Raw genomic sequence first — 16,275 nt, 5'->3', positions numbered from 1 at the left:
TCCGATGCGTCAGATGCCGAGATAGGCGCTGCGCAGCTTTTCGTGATTGACGACCTCGGCCATCGGTCCGGAGAGGGCGGTCCGCCCCTCCTCCAGCACGACGCAATGGTCGGCGATGTGGGTGGCGTAGCCGACATTCTGTTCGGCCATGACGATGGCGCAGCCGGTCTCCCGCTTGATCTTGGCGAGGGTCACGAACAGCTCCTCGACGATGATCGGGGCCAGCCCGGCCGACGGCTCGTCCAGGATCAGGGCCGACGGCTCGGCCATCAGGGCACGGCCGATCGCCAGCATCTGGCGCTGGCCGCCGCTCATGGTGCCGGCGATCTGGCGGCTGCGGTCGCGCAGGATCGGGAAATAGCCGCACACCATGTCGCGCAATCGGCCGTAGGGCACCTGTTTCCGCCGCCCCGCCGCGGCGCCATGGGCGCCCAGCAGATTGTCCTCGACGCTCAGGTTCGGGAAGCAGCGCGCCCCGTCCGGGACCAGCACCACCCCATGGGCCGGAAGCTGCCAGGGCGCGCAGCCGCTCAAGTCCTCGCCGTCGAGCGCCAGATGGCGGCCGCTGGTGGCGACGGTGCCGGCGAGCGCCCGCAGCGCCGTGGTCTTGCCGGCGCCGTTGGAACCGAGGATGACGAGCATGTGCCCGCTCTCCACCGCGATGTCGAGCTGGTGGAGGACGCGCAGGCGGTCGTAGGAGGCGCCGCCGACCCGTCCGACGAAGCGGCTCATGACGCGAACCCCTTGCCCAGATAGGCCTCCCGCACCGCCTGGTCGGCCAGCACCGTGGCCGGCGTGCCTTCGGCCAGCAGGCGGCCGTTGTTCAGGACCACGACGCGGTGGCACAGGGTGGTGATGACGCGCATCAGATGCTCGATGATCACGATGCTGATCCCCTGTTCGTGGACATTGCGGATGAGGCCCATCACCTCCACCGAATCCTCGTGCGACAGGCCGGCCATTGCTTCGTCCAGCAGCAGGAGGTCCGGCGCGCAGGCGAGCGCCCGGGCGATCTCCAGCCGCCGAAGATCGGTGACCGACAGGTCGCCGCAGTAGCGGCGGAACAGCGGACCCAGGCCGCAGAAGGCGGCGATGGCGGCGGCGTCGCCCAGCCCCGGCAGCCGGTGGCGGTCACGTCCGGCATAGAGCAGGGGAACCGACAGCACCTCCTCGACCGTCAGGGTGGGGGGAACGCGCGGAATCTGGTAGGTGCGGGCCATCCCGGCGCGGACGATCCGGTCGGGGCGCCGCCCCGTCACGTCGCCGCCGCGCAGACTGATGCGCCCGCCACGGACGGGAAGCTGACCCGACACGGTGTTGACCAGCGTGCTCTTGCCCGAGCCGTTGGGGCCGATCAGGCCGGTGATCTCGCCCGCCGCGATGGACAGCGACACCCCGTCGAGCGCCTTCAGCCCGCCGAAGGCTACGGTCAGATCCTCTACCGCCAGGATCGCGCCGCCGGATTGCTGTGCAGACCGCCTGGCGGGGCTCAGAGAGGCTGTGTCACGCATGGCGTTCCCGTTCCTTCTTCTTCTCGCCGGTGGCGGTCCGCCGTCCGGCCAGCTTTCCGGCCTTGCGCAGCAGGCCGACGATCCCCTGCGGCATGCCGATGACGAACAGGATGATGACGGCGCCGTAGACCACCTGATAGCCGGTGCCGCCGATCACCGAGCGGGCCACCTCCTCCAGCGCCTTCAGTACGATGGCGCCGAGCAGCGGGCCGATGGTGGTGTCCATCCCGCCCAGCGTGGCGATGGCCAGCGGCAGCACGCTCCAGTTGGTGGTGAAGACGTCGGTCGGCACGACATAGCCGTAGAGGCCGCCGTAGCAGGCGCCGGCCAGACCGATCAGCACGCCCGACACGATGAAGGCGAAGATCTTCATGTGCACCACCGGCACGCCGCTGGCCGCCGCCAGTTCCGGCTTGGTGCGGATCATGAAGAAGGCCGGGCGGAAGCGCAGCCCCAGCAGCGTGTCCGACAAGGCCACCGCCGCCAGCAGCAGCAGCCCGATCAGCCCGAGCTGCCAGCGCGGGTCGCCGTCCGCCAGCACCGGCGGGGCGATGCCGCCCGAGCCGCCGGTCCAGTCGGGGAACACCACGACCAGCACCTGCATCGACAGGGCGAAGCCCAGCGTGGCGATGGCGAAATACATCCGGCGCAGCCGCAGGGTCAGCAGCCCCAGCAGAGTCGCCGCCAGCGCGCAGACCACAACGACCGCGACCCAGGCCAGCGTCAGCCCGATCAGCGGCTCGAAGATCGCCAGCGTGTAGGACCCGATGCCGAAGAAGGCGGCCGATCCCAGCGAGACCTGCCCGGTGCGAGACAGGATGTCCCAGGCCAGCGCCGTGATCGCGGTGATGGCGACGCCGATGGCGAGTTGGATCCAGAAGGGCTTGTCGATCCAGACCAGCGCCAGCGTGACCAGGAGGATGAGGACGTAGGGGAGAAGCCGCGTGAGTCCGGTCTTCATGCGCGCCGCTCCGATCCGAACAGCCCGGTGGGCCGCACGACCAGCACCAGGACGATGATGACGAAGGCGACCCCGTAGCCCCAGCTTCCCCCACCCGGCACGAAGGTGGCGGTCAGGTTCTCCGCCGCCGACAGCAGCACCGCGCCGATCAGCGCGCCGCCGATGCTGCCCAGCCCGCCCAGCGCCACGATGGCGAAGGCGCGCATCACCAGATCGACGCCGACCAGCGGCTGGACATACAGGATCAGCGCCACCAGCCCGCCGCTGACGCCCGCCGTCAGTCCGCCGATCAGGAAGGACAGGCGGAACATCCGCGTCACGTCCACCCCGGCCAGGACGGCCAGCTGCGGGTCGTCGGCGGCCAGACGCAGCAGCAGCCCCTGGCGGGTGTGCCGCATGAACCAGATCATCCCGGCATAGAGCGCGATGCCGACCAGCAGCACGACCAGATTGTTGCCCGGAACGATGACGTCGCCGAGCTGCAGCGGCGGCAGCAGGGGCGGGGCGTGCATCACGCGGGCGTCCGGCGTCCAGGCGATCATCGCCAGATTGATCAGCAGGATCGACAGGCCGATGGTGGCGAGGATCTGGTTGTGCTCGTCCTGTTTCAGCACCCTCGACAGGAAGCCGTCGAAGACGAGCCAGGACAGCGCGGTCATCGCCAGACCGGACAGGACCATGCCGGCCAGCGGCGGCACGCCCACCGCCTCGTACAGGAAATAGGTCAGGAAGGCGCCCAGCATGACGAACTCGCCATGCGCGAAGTTGATGATGCCGGTAACGCCGAATTCCAGGGTGAGACCGGAGGCGATGGCGGCGTAGAGCCCGGCGGTGGTCAATGCCAGCAGCAGGGATTGAACCAGAAGTGTGCTTTCCATCCGGGGCTGTCCTCACATCCGGTCGATCAGACTGCGCGCGATCTGGAGGCGCTGCATCTCGGAGGTTCCCTCGCCGATGCGGAAACCGCGGGCGTCGCGATAGATGCGCTCCACCGGCAGGTCGGCCATGAAGCCGGCACCGCCGAAGATCTGGAGGACCCGGTCGGCCACCCGCCCGACCATCTCGGTGCAATAGAGCTTGGCGCGCGATGCGGCGATGCGGGCGTCAGGATGCTTCTGGTCCGACAGGCGCGCCGCCTTGGCGCAGAGCAGCCGGCCGGCGTCGATCTCGACGTCGCAGTCCGCCAGCATAAAGGCGATAGCCTGATGGTCGGCCAGCCGCCGCCCGAAGGTGGTGCGGTCGCGGGCGTACGGCACCGCCAGATCGATCAGCCGCTGGGCCATGCCGACGCAGCGGCAGGACACGAACAGCCGGTCGTTGTTGATGGTCGCCATCATCACGCCGAAGCCGGCGCCGGGCGCGCCCAGCACATGGTCGTCCGGCACGAAGCAGTCGTCGAAGCTGAGCGCCGAGAGGTGGTAGCCGTGCCAGCCCAGCTTGCGGAAGCGACGCTCGACGATGAAGCCCTGCGCCCTGCGCGGCACGATGAAGGTGGTCAGCCGCCCCTTCAGCGGCGCGTCGCTGTCGGTCACCGCCAGCACGATTGTGTGGTCGGCGGTCTCCGCATGCGAGATGAAGGTCTTGGCCCCCGACAGCAGCCAGCCGCCGCCGGTCCGCCGCGCCCGCGTCCGCAGCGCGTTGAGGTCGGAACCGGCGTCCGGTTCGGTCAGGGCGTAGGCGACGGTGCGTTCACCGCGCATCAGCGGTCCGACGAACCAGTCGCGCTGGGACGCGTCGGCGAACAGCAGCGATCCCGGCAGATGGCCGCAGGCCTCGGCGAGCGGCATGCTGGTGTGGCCGGTCGCCTCGTCGATGGCCGAGATGGCGACCCGGCTCAACCCCGGTCCGCCGATCTCCTCGGGCATGTTGTAGCCGTAGATGCCGAGGTCGGCGGCCGACCGGCGCAGGTCGCGCATCAGGCCGGGATCGACGTCGTCGGCGCGGTCCACCGCCTCCTCGTGTGGCCGCAGGGCGGTCTGGACGAAGCCGCTCACCGTGCGGACAAGGGCGTCGAGCTCGGCGGCGTCGTCGCCGATGGCGGCGGCGGCATATGTGGACAGGCTGTCGCTCATGATGGCTCCACCGTCTGGCTTTCGACCCAACTTTCGATGACTCCGCGCTGCACCTTGCCGGTGGTGGAGCGGACGATGCGCTCGGGCGGTACGAAGTGGATGGCCTTGGGTTGCTTGAATCCGGCCAGCTCTCGCCGGCACAGGGCGGACAGCTCGGCGGCCTCCAGGTGGGGGTTTGCCGACACCACCACCGCCACCGGGATCTCGCCCCAGCGGTCATCCTTCTTGCGCACGACCACGGCGTCGCGCACGTCGGGATGCCCGACCAGAACCCGTTCGATCTCCGCCGGGTAGATGTTCTCGCCGCCGGACTTGATCAGGTACTTGGCGCGATCGACGAAGTCGTAGAGCCCGTCCGGCCGGCGGCGGAGCAGGTCGCCCATGTGGAACCAGCCGTTGCGGAAGTCCTTCCGGGTGGCCGCCTCGTTGTTCCAGTAGCCGCTGAACAGCGTCGGGCCACGCATGGCCAGTTCGCCGATCCCGCCGTCGGGAACGTCGTTGTCGTCCGGATCGACAAGCCGGATTTCGGCGCCGACGCTCGGCGCCTTGCCGAGATCGCCGGTGGCGCCGCGGGGAAGCTGGCGACCGGAGAGGGGCGGGGTGCCTGTCTCGGTCGATCCGAAGCAGTTGAGGAAGTCGGCGCCCAGCAATTCGCTCAGCCGCGCCACCTCGGCGGGGGGCGACAGGTCGGCCATGACGCCGCAGGTGCGCAGACCGAGCGGCTTGGTGCCGCGCCGTTCCAGCACCTCGATCATCCGGGCCAGCGTGCCCGGCATGATCGACACCCATTCGAACCGTTCTGTCTCGATCTTGTCGGCGATCCGTTCGGGATCGAAGGCGTCCAGCACGATCACCCGCCCGCCGGTCAGCAGCGCGTAATGGGCCGGCTCGGTGCCGCCCATGTGGTAGAGCGGCGGCCAGCACAGGTTGGTGTTGCCCGGCCGCACCCCGAGGTCAAACGGTGCCGCCGTCATGCGGGCCAGTTGGCTGCGATGGGTCAGCACCGCCCCCTTGGGCAGGCCGGTGGTGCCGCTGGTGTAGAGGATCAGCAGGGGATCCTCCGGCTCGGCGATGTCCGGCGGCGTGTCGGCGGATGCGGCGGCGAGGCGGCGCTCCCACTCCGGACCGAATTCGATCACCGGGACCCCCGCAGTCGCGGCGTCCGAGAGAGTACCCGTATGCCGGGGCGAGACCAGAATCGCCGTCGGCGCGACGAGGCCGATGCAGTGCTCCAGCTCGCGCGGGCTGAGGCGCCAGTTCTGGCAGGCGGTGATGGCTCCCAGCAGGGCGCAGGCAAGCTGCGTCTCGATATATTCCAGCCGGTTCTCCGACAGTACGGCGACGCGGGCACCGCGCGTCACCCCCAGCGCCGCCAGCGCCGATGCGCTGCGGTTCACACGTTCGGCCAGCTGGGCGAAGGTCAGGATGCGGACCTCTTCCTGGCCGTCATCCTCGATGGCGATGCGTTGCGGATAAAGCCGCGCGGTGGAAAGAAACAGGCTTCCCACGGTGGAGGCGGCAGCCCGTGCTACCAGTGCGGCGGCCGATCGGTCCATGCCGGTTGTCAAACTCATGACCAAGCTCCTCCCTGTTTTTCATTAGACTGTTGAGGACTTTTTTCCTTTTTGAGTCGTAATTATCAGCAATCCAAATGATGTCGAATATTCCGGTATGCACTCAACGGGGAATTCCGGTGGACTGCGCGTGGCTGCGTCTCAGCCAGGGCATGGCCCGTCCGCCCAGTGGCCGGCCCAGCAGGTGTCCGGCGACATCGACCGCTTCGATCAGGGCAGGCAGATCGACGCCGGTGGCGAGGCCGGACTTCTCAGCCAACAGCACCAAATCCTCGGTGGCGAGATTGCCGGCGGCACCGGGGGCGAAGGGGCAGCCGCCGATCCCGCCAGCGCTGGCGTCGAGCCGGCGGATGCCCGCTTCGATCGCAGCATGGGCGTTGGCGACACCGAAGCCGCGCGTGTCGTGAAAATGCATGCCGATCCGTTCCGCCGGCAGGCTGGGAAGCAGCGCCTGCAACAGGCCGGTCACCTGACCGGGAGCGGCTGCGCCGATGGTGTCGGCGATCACCACCTCACCGGCGCCGATGGCGGCGAAGCGTTCCGCCAGCCGGACGACGGCTGCCGGCTCCACCGGCCCCTCGAACGGGCATTCGAAGGCGACGGCGACATAGGCACGAACGCCCACGCCCGCCTCCAGGGCGCGGCCGATCACCTCCTCTGCGGCGGCGGTCGCTTGATCCAGCGTCATGTTGATGTTGCGCCGGTTCATTTCCTCCGTCGCCGCCACCACTGTGGCGATCTGCGGCGTTCCGCAGGCCAGTGCCCGGTCCAGTCCCCGCCCGTTCATGGCCAGGGCGGAGATCTCCACGCCCGGCAGCGAACGCGCTCCGGCGACGATCTCCTCGGCGTCGGCCATCTGCGGCACCGCCTTGGGCGAGGCGAAGCTGGCGGCCTCGATCCGCGTCAGCCCGGCCTTGGCCAGCTGCCGGATCAACTCCAGCTTGCCGGCGGTGGAAACGAGGATCGGCTGGTTCTGCAATCCGTCGCGCGGGGCGACCTCGGTCAACAGCAGGCGGTCCATGGCTTACCCCACCCGTCCGGCACGGCGCAGTTCGCCGATGTGCTCCGGCCCGTAGCCCAGCAGCGTTTCCAGAACCGCGTCGGTGTCGTGGCCCAACTCGGGGGGTGCGGTGAAGCGGTCGGGCTTGCCCCCGGACAGCTTGATCGGGTTGCCCGGCATTCGCACCGAGCCGCCCTGCGGCAGCGGCACCTCCACCACCATGTCGCGGGCGACCACCTGGGGATCGGACATCGCCTGGGCGAAGTCGTTGACCGGGCCGCAGGGCACCCGCGCCTCGCGCAGCCGGGCGAGCCAGCTGGCGGAGCTGTCCTTGACCAGTTCCTCCCCGACGATTCGCTCGATCCGCTCCTTGTCGGCGTAGCGGCCGGGTTGGAGGCGGTATTCCGGTGCTTCCAGTTCCGGTCGCCCGATGACCGGCAGCAGCCGCTCGAAGAAGGCGTCCCCGATGCAGGCGATGATGATGTGGCCGTCGGCGGTCCTGAAGGTGTTGTAGGGAACATGGACGAAGTGGCCGTTGCCCAGCCGTTCCGGCACATGCCCGGACATCAGGTGCATCGTGCCCATGTAGTTGAGCAGCGAGATCTGCACGTCCAGCATCGACACGTCCACATGGCGGCCGACGCCGGTCCGCTCCCGCTCCTGCAACGCGGCGAGCACGCCCAGTGCGCCGAACAGTCCGCCGCCCAGGTCGCCGATGGGAATGCCGGACCGCAGCGGCGGCCCGTCGGGCAGGCCGGTGATGCTCATGCCGCCGCCCATCGCCTGCACCACCTGATCGAAGGCGGGCCGGTTCGGATCGGGGCCGTTGCCGCCGAAGCCGGTGACCGAACAGGTGACGATGCGCGGATTGACGGCCGACAGCGACGCGAAATCGATGCCCAGCCGTTCCGTGACGCCGGCGCTGAAATTGTCGAACACCACGTCGCTCTTGCGGACCAGATCGAGGAAGACCGCGCGCCCCTCCTCGCTTTTCAGATCGATGCAGACGCTGCGTTTGCCGCGGTTGAGCGTGAGGAAATAGGCCCCCATGCCGTGCCGGGAATAATCGGGATCGCCGGCCAGCAACTGCCGCGTTCCTTCGCCCCGACCCGGCGGTTCGACCTTGATCGTCTCGGCCCCCAGATCGGTCAGCAGCATGGTGCCGTAGGGACCGGACAGCATGTGCGTCAGGTCGATCAGCCGGATGCCGTTCAGTGGTGCCATACCCTTCGCCCCAGATGCTTCGTTTGTGGAATGTTTGTTCGCTCATCAAACAGCAAGGGGTGTGCCAATCCGGCGCCCGATGATTTGTTCCTTCAATATCAATCGATTGATGAATCACGGGACTGAGAGAAGCGTTTCATGAAACAGGTGGCTTGTTGCGATGAAACGTGCGATGAAACGTTTGTTTGCGACGCTGATGAAACGGTGGCTGTCCCGGATCAATGTCGCCGGCCCCGTCGGGACGGATGCGGAGGGCGGATGGCCGGGGGTAAGGAACCATGCCAATGACGTTGGGCTATCCGAACAATGGGCGGTTGCGGCTGTGCTTTCTCAGCTACCGCCATCTCACCCGGCTGGCGCGTGCGGTTCTGGACGAATATGCCCAACGTGCCGAGATCGAGGTGATCGACCAAGCTTATGAGGCGGCATTGGCCGTGGCGCGGGAGCGCGAGGCCTCGGGTGCTGTGGACGCCTTCGTCAGCGCCGGCGCCAATGCCAGCTACCTGCGCAGCACCGTGAAGTCGCCGGTCGCCACCATCAAGGTCGGCGGCTACGACATCCTGCTGGCGCTGCTGAAGGCGCGGGAGCGGTCGAACCGGGTCGGTATCGTCATGCACCGCCGCATCATCCCGGAACTGGACGCCATCAAGGGGCTGCTGCGGACCGAGGTGGAGCAGGGCTGCTACGAGACACCGGACGAGGCCGTCGCCTGCGTCAAGGGCATGGCGGAGCGCGGCTTTCCCGTCATCATCGGGTCGAGCGTGGTGGTCGAGGCGACCGAGCGGCTGGGAATGGAGGGCATCCTGGCCTATTCGGTGGCGGGCGTGCGCCAGGGGCTGGACGACGCGCTGGAAATGGCCCGCATCGCCCGGCTGGAAAATGCACGCTACAGCCAGTTGAACGGCGTCCTCCAGAATGTTCAGGAAGCGGTGCTCGCAGTCGATCCGGCCGACCGGGTGACGGCGGTCAATCCGGCGATGGAAGCCCTGCTGGGCTTTCCCCCGAACGCCATTCTCGGCCGGGTCGCGGCGGAGGTGGCGCCGGAACTGTCGTTGCGCGGAGTGCTGGGCAGCGGCGAGGCGGAAAAGGGCAGTGTCCTGACGTTCCGCCGCCGCGACTGGATCGCCAACCGCATCCCGATCCGCGAGCATGGGCAGGTCACCGGTGCCATGATCACAGTCTACGACGCCCGCGCCATCAGCGAAGCGGACGTCAGCCTGCGGTCCCAGACCCGGCGGCGCCCCAACCGGACGACCCGCTACACGCTCGACGATATCCGCGGCGACAGTCCGGCCATCGAACAGGCGCGCGCCACGGCGCGGCGCTTCGCGGCGAGCGACCTGACGGTGCTGATCTCCGGAGACAGCGGGACGGGGAAGGAGCTGTTCGCCCAGGCCATCCACAATCTCGGCCCGCGCTCCGGCCGCCCCTTCGTGGCGATCAACTGCTCGGCCTTTCCGGATTCCCTGCTGGAATCGGAGCTGTTCGGCCATGAGGAGGGGGCCTTCACCGGGGCCCGTAAGGGCGGCAAGGTTGGGCTGTTCGAGGCGGCGCACACCGGCACGCTGTTCCTCGACGAGATCGGCGACATGCCGCTGGCCCTGCAAACCCGGCTGCTGCGCGTGCTTCAGGAGCGCGAGATCGTTCGTCTGGGCAGCGTCGTGCCAGTTCCGGTCGATCTGCGGGTGATCGCGGCCACCCATCAGCCATTGGAGGAACTGGTGCCGCAGCGCGCGTTCCGGGCCGACCTGCTTTACCGGCTGAACACGCTGCGCCTGCGCCTGCCGCCGCTGTGCGACCGGGTGGAGGATGTGCCGGTGCTGGCCGAGGGGTTCGTCGCCGCCTGCCTGGAGCGCACCGGGATCCGGCTGGCGCCTTCGGTCGTCGTCGAGCCTTTGAAATCCCGGCTCGCCACCTACCGGTGGCCGGGCAACGTCCGCGAACTGGAGAATATCTGCGAGCGTCTGACCATGCTTGTTCTGCAATTCGGCACCGTCGAGGACATTCCCGCCGGGATTCTGCGTCATGACTGTCCTGAGCTGTTTCTCGAACCGCCTGGGCAGGACAGGCCGGCCGGCGGGCACAGGGGCGAGGCTAACGGCCGGGAAGGGGCAACGGACCGGGATGGGGACCACGCGCGGGCCGCCATCGAGAGCGCGCTGTCCCGCACCCACGGCAATCGGGCGGAGGCGGCGCGCGCTCTGGGCATCAGCCGGGCGACGTTGTGGCGGCGCATGCGCCAGCTTGGTCTCGGCGGCTCCGCGGATGGCGAGTGCGCCGCAAGGGATTAGCGGCGCATCACCCCTTGTGCCGCCCCAGATCCACGATGTCGCCGGGATGGTCGTGCAGCAGATGGCGCTGAACCTTCTGGGTGGCCGTCTTCGGGATTTCCGTCCGCAACTCGACGAAGCGCGGACACATGAAGGCGGGGATGCGGCCGGTCAGGAAGGCCGGCAGTTCCAACGGGTCGAAGCCGGGGCGGGGAACAATCACCGCCTTGATCTCCTCGCCGAGGATGTCGTCCTGCACGCCGACGACGGCGCAGTCCTGAACGGCCGGATGCTTCAGCAGGGCCGTTTCGATCTCGACGGGGGCGATCATCTCACCGGCGCGCCGGATCAACTCCTTCATCCGGCCGTCGAAATGCAGGAAGCCGTCGGCGTCGATCATGCCGCGGTCACCGGTATGCAGCCACAGGTTCCGCGTCGCCGCCACTGTCGCTTCGGGTTTTTTCCAGTAGCCGTCGAACATCAAGCCGGGACGGCGGGGACGGACGACGATCTCCCCCTTCTCGCCGGGAGGGAGCTGGGTGTCGTCGGCATCGACCACACACAGCTCGGTGTCCGGCCGGGCGGCGCCGACGCTGCCGAACTTCGCGGCCTGCGCCGTGTTCATCGACACCCAGCCGCCGGTCTCGGTCATGCCGTATAGTTCGCGCACGGCGATACCCAGCCGCTCCTCGATCTCGCGCCAGACGCCGGGGGGTGCGCCGCCGCCGACCGCCCAGCGCAGGGAATGATCGCGCTCCGGCTCGGTCAGCCGCTTGGCGAGGATGCTCAGCACCGTGCCGACATAGGTGAAGCCGGAGGCGCCGTAGCGCCGCGCATCCTCCAGCAGCCGCGAGGCCGAGAAGCGCGGCAACAGTGCCAGCGCCGCCCCGGCCCGCAGGCAGGACATCACGCCGTACATCTGCGGGTTGGCGTGGAACAGCGGCAGGAACAGCAGGATCCGGTCCTCGTCCGTCAGTTCCAGCGCCGCGGCCATATGCTCGCCTGCCAACTCGTAGCAGGCGTTCGGAATGACCGCTCCCTTCGGCAGGCCGGTGGTGCCGGAGGTGTAGAGGATGGCGTTGGCCGTTCCGCCGGGCAGCGCGAGACGGCGGCGCGGTGGCCGTTCGGGGTCGGCAGCTATCTCTAAGAGCTCGTCCATCGGCAGCAGCGCCGGGGCCGAAGCGGGCAGGGCGGGGAGAAACTCCTCTTCGGCGATCAGCAGGGAGGCTTCGCTCTGTTCCAGCAAATAGCGCAGCCCCTCGCCGACCAGGGCGGTGTTGAGTGGAACCGTGATGGCGCCGAGTTCCGACAATGCGAACCATGCGACGAGAAAACCGGGCCGGTTGCCGACCATCATCGCCACGGTCTGGCCGGCCGTCACGCCCTGCGTGGCCAGCCGCTCGACGGCGTTGTCCACCAGCGCCGCCATGGCGCCGTAGGTGATGGTGAGGTCGCCGAACAGCAGGAAGGGACGGTCGGGCGTGGCGGCGGCGCGGGCATAGAGCGGATCGGCGATCACGACAGCGCCTCCTGCTGCCGGATCACATGCTGTTGCAGCCGCTTGGCGATGGTATTCTTGAGGATTTCTGACGATCCGCCGGCGATCTCGTAAGCCTTGGCATCGCGCAGGTACCGTCCGAAGCGCGCCGATTCCATGACGCCGTAGGCGCCGCAGATCTGCACGGCGCGGGCGGCGGTGTCGGTGGCGACCCGACTTGCCAGCAGCTTGGCCTCACTGCCGAAACGGGCGATGTCGTCATGGTCGTCCAGCTTGCGCGCGGCTTCATAGGTCAACAGCCGGGCGGCGTCGATTTCCGCCAGCATGTCGGCGAAGTACCATTGGATTCCCTGGAAATCGAGGATCTTGCGGTCGAAGGCACTGCGCCCGGCGGCAAAGGCCAGGGCACCGTCGAAGGCGGCCCGCGCGATGCCGAGGCTGATGGCAGCGGCCATGGTCCGCGAATAGTCCAGCGTCGTCACCGCTTGGCGGACGCCCTTGCCCTCCACCCCGATCAGATGATCGGCAGGCAACGCCACCCGGTCCAGCACCAGATCGACGTGCGGGCCGTTGCGCAGGCCGAAGGTGGCGGCGTTCGGCCCTTCCTCCGTCGACACGCCGTCCATGCCCTGACGGACGAAGAAGGCCGACACCCCGACCGGCGTTTCCGCCAGGATCACATAAGCTTCCGCCGCCGAGCCGGAGGTGATGAAGGACTTGCGCCCACTCAGGATCCAGCGGTCGCCGTTGCGCACTGCTTTGGTGTCGAGGCTGCGGATGTCGCTGCCGTGGTTGGCCTCGGTGAGGGCGTAGGAGGTGATGAGTCCGCGGCCGAACTCCGGCAGCACCGCCCGCTTCAGGCTGTCGGTGCCGAACAGGTTGATGATGGTCTGGGCCTGCAGGATGGTGATCAGGCTGATGCCGACGGCGGCGCTGGCGTAGGAGGCTTCCTCGAACAGCGCCGCGCAATGGGCGAAACCCAGGCCGCGCCCGCCCAGTTCCTCCGGCAGCGTCAGGCTGGTGTAGCCCCGGCGGGCCAGTTCCTTGATCGCCGCCACCGGATAGACGTCCTCGCGATCGACGGCGTCGGCATCGGGCTCGACATGCTCGGCCACGGCGCGCCTGAGGGGGTCGAGAAAGTCCGGTTCGACCAGATCGGTCCACAACGCTGCCGGCGTCTGCATCGGTGATGTCCTCCCTTGGAATTCTGTCGGAACCGGCAGCGGCGGCCGGCTCCGAGCGGCCGGCCTTCAAGCTGCCGGATGGGCCTGCTCCGGCTCCGCTTTTTGTTCGGTTCACTGATCGTTGATGTTTTCCATTGAACCCGTCCGCATACGATAATATGGTACCGATATATCGGCTGTACATCAACAGTATCTTCGGTTTGGAATTGAGGGAGGATGCCATGAGGCTGACCGACGCCCAGATGGCGGAGTATGAGGAGCGCGGATATCTGGTGTTTCCCGACCTCGTGTCGCGTGAGGAGGTGGAAATCCTGCGCCGCGACCTTCTGAGGGTGACGGGAAACGAGGCCGAAGGGGTGATCCGTGAGAAGAGCGGCACCGTTCGGACGGTCTTCCGAGTCCACGACAAACGCAGCCCGACCGCCTCGCCGCCGTTCCAGGCTCTGGCGACGCTGCCGCGGGTGATTGATCCGGCGCGCCAGGTGCTGGGCGACGAGCCGGTTTATGTCTACCACACCAAATGCAACCTGAAGGACGCGATCGACGGCGCCATCTGGCAGTGGCACCAGGACTACGGCTATTGGAAGACCGACGGCGTCGACCGGCCGGACATGACCACTTCGCTGCTGATGCTGGACGAGGCAACGGAGATTGGCGGCTGCCTCTACTTCATCCCCGGCAGCCACAAGCTGGGCCGGCTCGATCCTGAGATGGACGAAACCACGACGTCCTATAAGCTGTGGACCGTGCCCAAGGATCAGGTCATCGACATCATGCAGCGCTTCGGCGATCCGGTGGCGATCACCGGCAAACCGGGCACCGTGGTGCTGTTCCATCCGAACATTGTCCACGGCTCCGGCCACAACATGTCGCGCCATTCGCGCTGGCACATCTACACCGTCTACAATCAGGTCTCCAACCGGCCGCATGGCGTCGAAAATCCCCGCCCCGAATGGGTGGTGGCCCGGAACTGCGAGCCTCTGCAGACCGGTAGCGACGACGGCATCCAGCGTCAGGCCGAGGCCGAAATCCGGCAGCCGGCGGCGGAGTAGGGTGGATGGCGGGATCGACCTTCCAAGCGGCGGTGCTTCGCGAGACGGGAGCGCCGCTGTCCATCGAGCCGCTGACCCTCGCGCCGCTGGAGCCGGGCGACGTGCTGATCCGCATGCATGCCGCCGGCCTGTGCCACACCGACCGCGAGGCGATGACCGGAGCCTTCGCGGTGCCGCCGCCGGTGGTGCTTGGCCATGAGGGCGCTGGCGTGGTCGAGGCGGTCGGCTCCGCGGTGCAACGGGTGAAGCCGGGCCAGCATGTGGTGTGCACGATCTACGCCGCCTGCGGCCAATGCTATTACTGCCGCCGTGACCAGCCGATGCTGTGCGACATGGTGGTGCCCAACCATCGCGCCGCCACCCTGTCGTCAGGCCGCAAGCGGCTGCGCGATGCCGCCGGGGCGGAGGTCGGCCATTTCCTCAGCGTCTCGTCCTTCGCCGAATATGCCGTGGTTCCGGAGGCCGCGGCCATCCCGGTGCCGGACGATATTCCGTTCGACCGTGCCTGCCTGCTGGGCTGCAGCGTCATCACCGGCGTCGGTGCGGCGCTGCGCGTTGCCCGTGTCGGCCTGGGCGACAGCGTGGTGGTGGTCGGCAGTGGTCCGGTCGGGCTGAACGTCGTGCAAGGGGCAAGGCTGGCCGGGGCCGGGGTGATCATCGCCGTCGACCGCCGTGCCGACAAGCTGGAGCGCGCAGCCGCCTTCGGCGCCACCCACACCATGCTCGGCGGCGAGGATCTGGCCGCCCAGGTGCGCGCAATCACCGGCGGGCGCGGGGCCGACCATGCCTTCGAGGCGGCGGGCGTCATCGGTTCGTTGCAGGATTCGGTGGATTGCACCCGGCCCGGCGGCAGCGTCACCATCCTGGGCAAGACCGATCCCAATCGGCTTGTCGAGCTGCGCTTCGGCTCGATCAGCGGCGAACGGCGCATCCTGCGCTCCAGCCTGGGCGGGGCTAAGGCGGCCGACGATTTCCCTGCCTATGCGCAAGCCTATCTCGACGGTCGCCTGTGCCTGGACGAACTGATCGACCGGCGCCTGCCGCTCGGCTCCATCAACGAAGCCTTCGAGGACGTGGAGCGCGGCGACGTGATCCGCGCCGTGGTGGTGATGCATGAGTGACGATACCGACGAAGGCGCCGGCACCGTCCGGCTGGAACGCCGGGGCGCCGTCGCGATCCTGACGCTGGACGCGCCGAAGACCCGTAACGCCGTCACAGATCCGCCGGTGCTGGAGCCGCTGTTGGCGGCGCTGGAGGAGGTGGGAGCCGACCGGTCGGTGCGCGTGCTGGTGCTGACCGGCGCTGGCAAGGCGTTCAGCGCCGGCGGCAACATCCACGACATCCGCGACCGGCGCGGCATGTTCGGCGGTCCCGCCGATCAGGTGCGCAACGCCTACCGCGCCGGGGTGCAGCGCATTCCCCGTGCGATGGCGGCGCTCGAAATCCCGGTGATCGCGGCGGTGAACGGCCCGGCCTATGGAGCCGGCTGCGATCTTGCCTTCATGTGCGACCTGCGCATCGCCGGGGATTCGGCGCGCATCAGCTCCAACTTCGTGAAGCTGGGGCTGATTTCCGGCGACGGCGGGCTGTGGTTCCTGACACGCGTCGCCGGACCGGCGGTCGCCGCGGAAATGGCATTCACCGGACGGGCCGTCGGCGGGGCGGAAGCCGCGGCTCTGGGGCTGGTGTCCCGCATGGTTCCGGACGCTGAACTGATGCCGGCGGCACTCGCGCTGGCGGAGGAGATCGCCGCCAACCCGCCGGAGGCGGTGCGGATGACCAAGCGCATGCTGCAGCAGGCAGGCCGGGTCGATCTTTCCACCATGCTGGACATGGCTGCGGCATTGCAGGGCATCTGCCACGCTGGCGAGGAATCCCGTCTTGCCATCGCCGCGGCGATGAAGCCGACCAGCTGACCTTCTGAATTT

General features: G+C 68.3%; 14 protein-coding genes. 4 read left to right on the top strand and 10 right to left on the bottom strand.

Translation table 11 applies throughout. From position 1 onward, the window contains the following. Positions 1 to 9: 9 nt before the first annotated feature. The 8 genes from B9N97_RS28915 to B9N97_RS28880 form a co-directional block, all read right to left on the bottom strand. The gene (locus B9N97_RS28915; protein WP_085091286.1) at positions 10 to 732 is read right to left on the bottom strand and encodes an ABC transporter ATP-binding protein; all 723 of its coding nucleotides are present in this window, start codon (positions 730 to 732) and stop codon (positions 10 to 12) included. Then, the gene (locus B9N97_RS28910) at positions 729 to 1,511 is read right to left on the bottom strand and encodes an ABC transporter ATP-binding protein (RefSeq protein ID WP_085091285.1); all 783 of its coding nucleotides are present in this window, start codon (positions 1,509 to 1,511) and stop codon (positions 729 to 731) included. Before B9N97_RS28910 ends, B9N97_RS28915 begins: the two co-directional genes overlap by 4 nt. After that, positions 1,504 to 2,472 (bottom strand): branched-chain amino acid ABC transporter permease, encoded by a 969-nt coding sequence (locus tag B9N97_RS28905; RefSeq protein ID WP_085091284.1) that lies wholly within the window; start codon positions 2,470 to 2,472, stop codon positions 1,504 to 1,506. Before B9N97_RS28905 ends, B9N97_RS28910 begins: the two co-directional genes overlap by 8 nt. After that, positions 2,469 to 3,350 (bottom strand): branched-chain amino acid ABC transporter permease, encoded by an 882-nt coding sequence (locus B9N97_RS28900; RefSeq protein WP_085091283.1) that lies wholly within the window; start codon positions 3,348 to 3,350, stop codon positions 2,469 to 2,471. The genes B9N97_RS28905 and B9N97_RS28900 overlap by 4 nt, the downstream gene beginning before the upstream one ends. A gap of 12 nt (positions 3,351 to 3,362) precedes the next feature. Continuing rightward, entirely contained in the window at positions 3,363 to 4,544 is a 1,182-nt protein-coding gene (locus tag B9N97_RS28895) for an acyl-CoA dehydrogenase family protein (protein WP_085091282.1), read from the bottom strand. Further along, the gene (locus B9N97_RS28890; protein ID WP_208621299.1) at positions 4,541 to 6,118 is read right to left on the bottom strand and encodes a class I adenylate-forming enzyme family protein; all 1,578 of its coding nucleotides are present in this window, start codon (positions 6,116 to 6,118) and stop codon (positions 4,541 to 4,543) included. Before B9N97_RS28890 ends, B9N97_RS28895 begins: the two co-directional genes overlap by 4 nt. Positions 6,119 to 6,221: 103 nt before the next feature. Next, on the bottom strand, positions 6,222 to 7,139 hold the full coding sequence (locus B9N97_RS28885; protein ID WP_085091280.1) for a hydroxymethylglutaryl-CoA lyase: 918 nt from the start codon (positions 7,137 to 7,139) through the stop codon (positions 6,222 to 6,224). A 3-nt stretch (positions 7,140 to 7,142) separates the two neighbouring features. Next, positions 7,143 to 8,342 (bottom strand): CaiB/BaiF CoA transferase family protein, encoded by a 1,200-nt coding sequence (locus B9N97_RS28880; RefSeq protein WP_085091279.1) that lies wholly within the window; start codon positions 8,340 to 8,342, stop codon positions 7,143 to 7,145. A gap of 284 nt (positions 8,343 to 8,626) precedes the next feature. Between B9N97_RS28880 and prpR the strand changes: the two genes are divergently transcribed. Continuing rightward, the gene (prpR, locus tag B9N97_RS28875) at positions 8,627 to 10,633 is read left to right on the top strand and encodes a propionate catabolism operon regulatory protein PrpR (protein ID WP_143266916.1); all 2,007 of its coding nucleotides are present in this window, start codon (positions 8,627 to 8,629) and stop codon (positions 10,631 to 10,633) included. A 7-nt stretch (positions 10,634 to 10,640) separates the two neighbouring features. Here the strand turns inward: prpR and B9N97_RS28870 are convergent, their stop codons facing one another. Both B9N97_RS28870 and B9N97_RS28865 read right to left on the bottom strand, forming a co-directional pair. Next, positions 10,641 to 12,131: a class I adenylate-forming enzyme family protein gene (locus tag B9N97_RS28870; RefSeq protein WP_085091277.1), complete on the bottom strand. Its 1,491-nt coding sequence runs from the start codon at positions 12,129 to 12,131 to the stop codon at positions 10,641 to 10,643. Continuing rightward, positions 12,128 to 13,294: an acyl-CoA dehydrogenase family protein gene (locus tag B9N97_RS28865; protein WP_085091276.1), complete on the bottom strand. Its 1,167-nt coding sequence runs from the start codon at positions 13,292 to 13,294 to the stop codon at positions 12,128 to 12,130. The genes B9N97_RS28870 and B9N97_RS28865 overlap by 4 nt, the downstream gene beginning before the upstream one ends. A gap of 221 nt (positions 13,295 to 13,515) precedes the next feature. Here B9N97_RS28865 and B9N97_RS28860 point away from each other — a divergent pair, with 221 nt between their 5' ends. Genes B9N97_RS28860 through B9N97_RS28850 form a run of 3 tightly spaced genes read left to right on the top strand, consistent with a single transcriptional unit; the run spans position 13,516 to position 16,263 of the window. Beyond that, a complete protein-coding gene (locus tag B9N97_RS28860) occupies positions 13,516 to 14,346 on the top strand; it encodes a phytanoyl-CoA dioxygenase family protein (protein ID WP_085091275.1) in 831 nt (276 codons plus the stop codon). Positions 14,347 to 14,351: 5 nt separating this feature from the next. Then, entirely contained in the window at positions 14,352 to 15,467 is a 1,116-nt protein-coding gene (locus B9N97_RS28855) for an alcohol dehydrogenase catalytic domain-containing protein (RefSeq protein WP_085091274.1), read from the top strand. Continuing rightward, positions 15,460 to 16,263: an enoyl-CoA hydratase-related protein gene (locus B9N97_RS28850; protein WP_085091273.1), complete on the top strand. Its 804-nt coding sequence runs from the start codon at positions 15,460 to 15,462 to the stop codon at positions 16,261 to 16,263. The genes B9N97_RS28855 and B9N97_RS28850 overlap by 8 nt, the downstream gene beginning before the upstream one ends. Positions 16,264 to 16,275: the final 12 nt, after the last annotated feature.

Origin of the sequence: Azospirillum oryzae (genome assembly GCF_900177515.1) — a bacterium.
Taxonomy (GTDB): domain Bacteria; phylum Pseudomonadota; class Alphaproteobacteria; order Azospirillales; family Azospirillaceae; genus Azospirillum; species Azospirillum oryzae_A.
The sequence above is the reverse complement of the archived record's forward strand: the minus strand, read 5'-3'. Positions and strand labels throughout refer to the sequence as shown.

Bases quoted from the DNA above. Each gene is read 5' to 3' on its own strand.
- B9N97_RS28915 (WP_085091286.1), bottom strand. From the start codon at position 732: ATGAGCCGCTTCGTCGGACGGGTCGGCGGCGCCTCCTACGACCGCCTG.
- B9N97_RS28910 (WP_085091285.1), bottom strand. From the start codon at position 1,511: ATGCGTGACACAGCCTCTCTGAGCCCCGCCAGGCGGTCTGCACAGCAA.
- B9N97_RS28905 (WP_085091284.1), bottom strand. From the start codon at position 2,472: ATGAAGACCGGACTCACGCGGCTTCTCCCCTACGTCCTCATCCTCCTG.
- B9N97_RS28900 (WP_085091283.1), bottom strand. From the start codon at position 3,350: ATGGAAAGCACACTTCTGGTTCAATCCCTGCTGCTGGCATTGACCACC.
- B9N97_RS28895 (WP_085091282.1), bottom strand. From the start codon at position 4,544: ATGAGCGACAGCCTGTCCACATATGCCGCCGCCGCCATCGGCGACGAC.
- B9N97_RS28890 (WP_208621299.1), bottom strand. From the start codon at position 6,118: ATGAGTTTGACAACCGGCATGGACCGATCGGCCGCCGCACTGGTAGCA.
- B9N97_RS28885 (WP_085091280.1), bottom strand. From the start codon at position 7,139: ATGGACCGCCTGCTGTTGACCGAGGTCGCCCCGCGCGACGGATTGCAG.
- B9N97_RS28880 (WP_085091279.1), bottom strand. From the start codon at position 8,342: ATGGCACCACTGAACGGCATCCGGCTGATCGACCTGACGCACATGCTG.
- prpR (WP_143266916.1), top strand. From the start codon at position 8,627: ATGACGTTGGGCTATCCGAACAATGGGCGGTTGCGGCTGTGCTTTCTC.
- B9N97_RS28865 (WP_085091276.1), bottom strand. From the start codon at position 13,294: ATGCAGACGCCGGCAGCGTTGTGGACCGATCTGGTCGAACCGGACTTT.
- B9N97_RS28860 (WP_085091275.1), top strand. From the start codon at position 13,516: ATGAGGCTGACCGACGCCCAGATGGCGGAGTATGAGGAGCGCGGATAT.
- B9N97_RS28855 (WP_085091274.1), top strand. From the start codon at position 14,352: ATGGCGGGATCGACCTTCCAAGCGGCGGTGCTTCGCGAGACGGGAGCG.
- B9N97_RS28850 (WP_085091273.1), top strand. From the start codon at position 15,460: ATGAGTGACGATACCGACGAAGGCGCCGGCACCGTCCGGCTGGAACGC.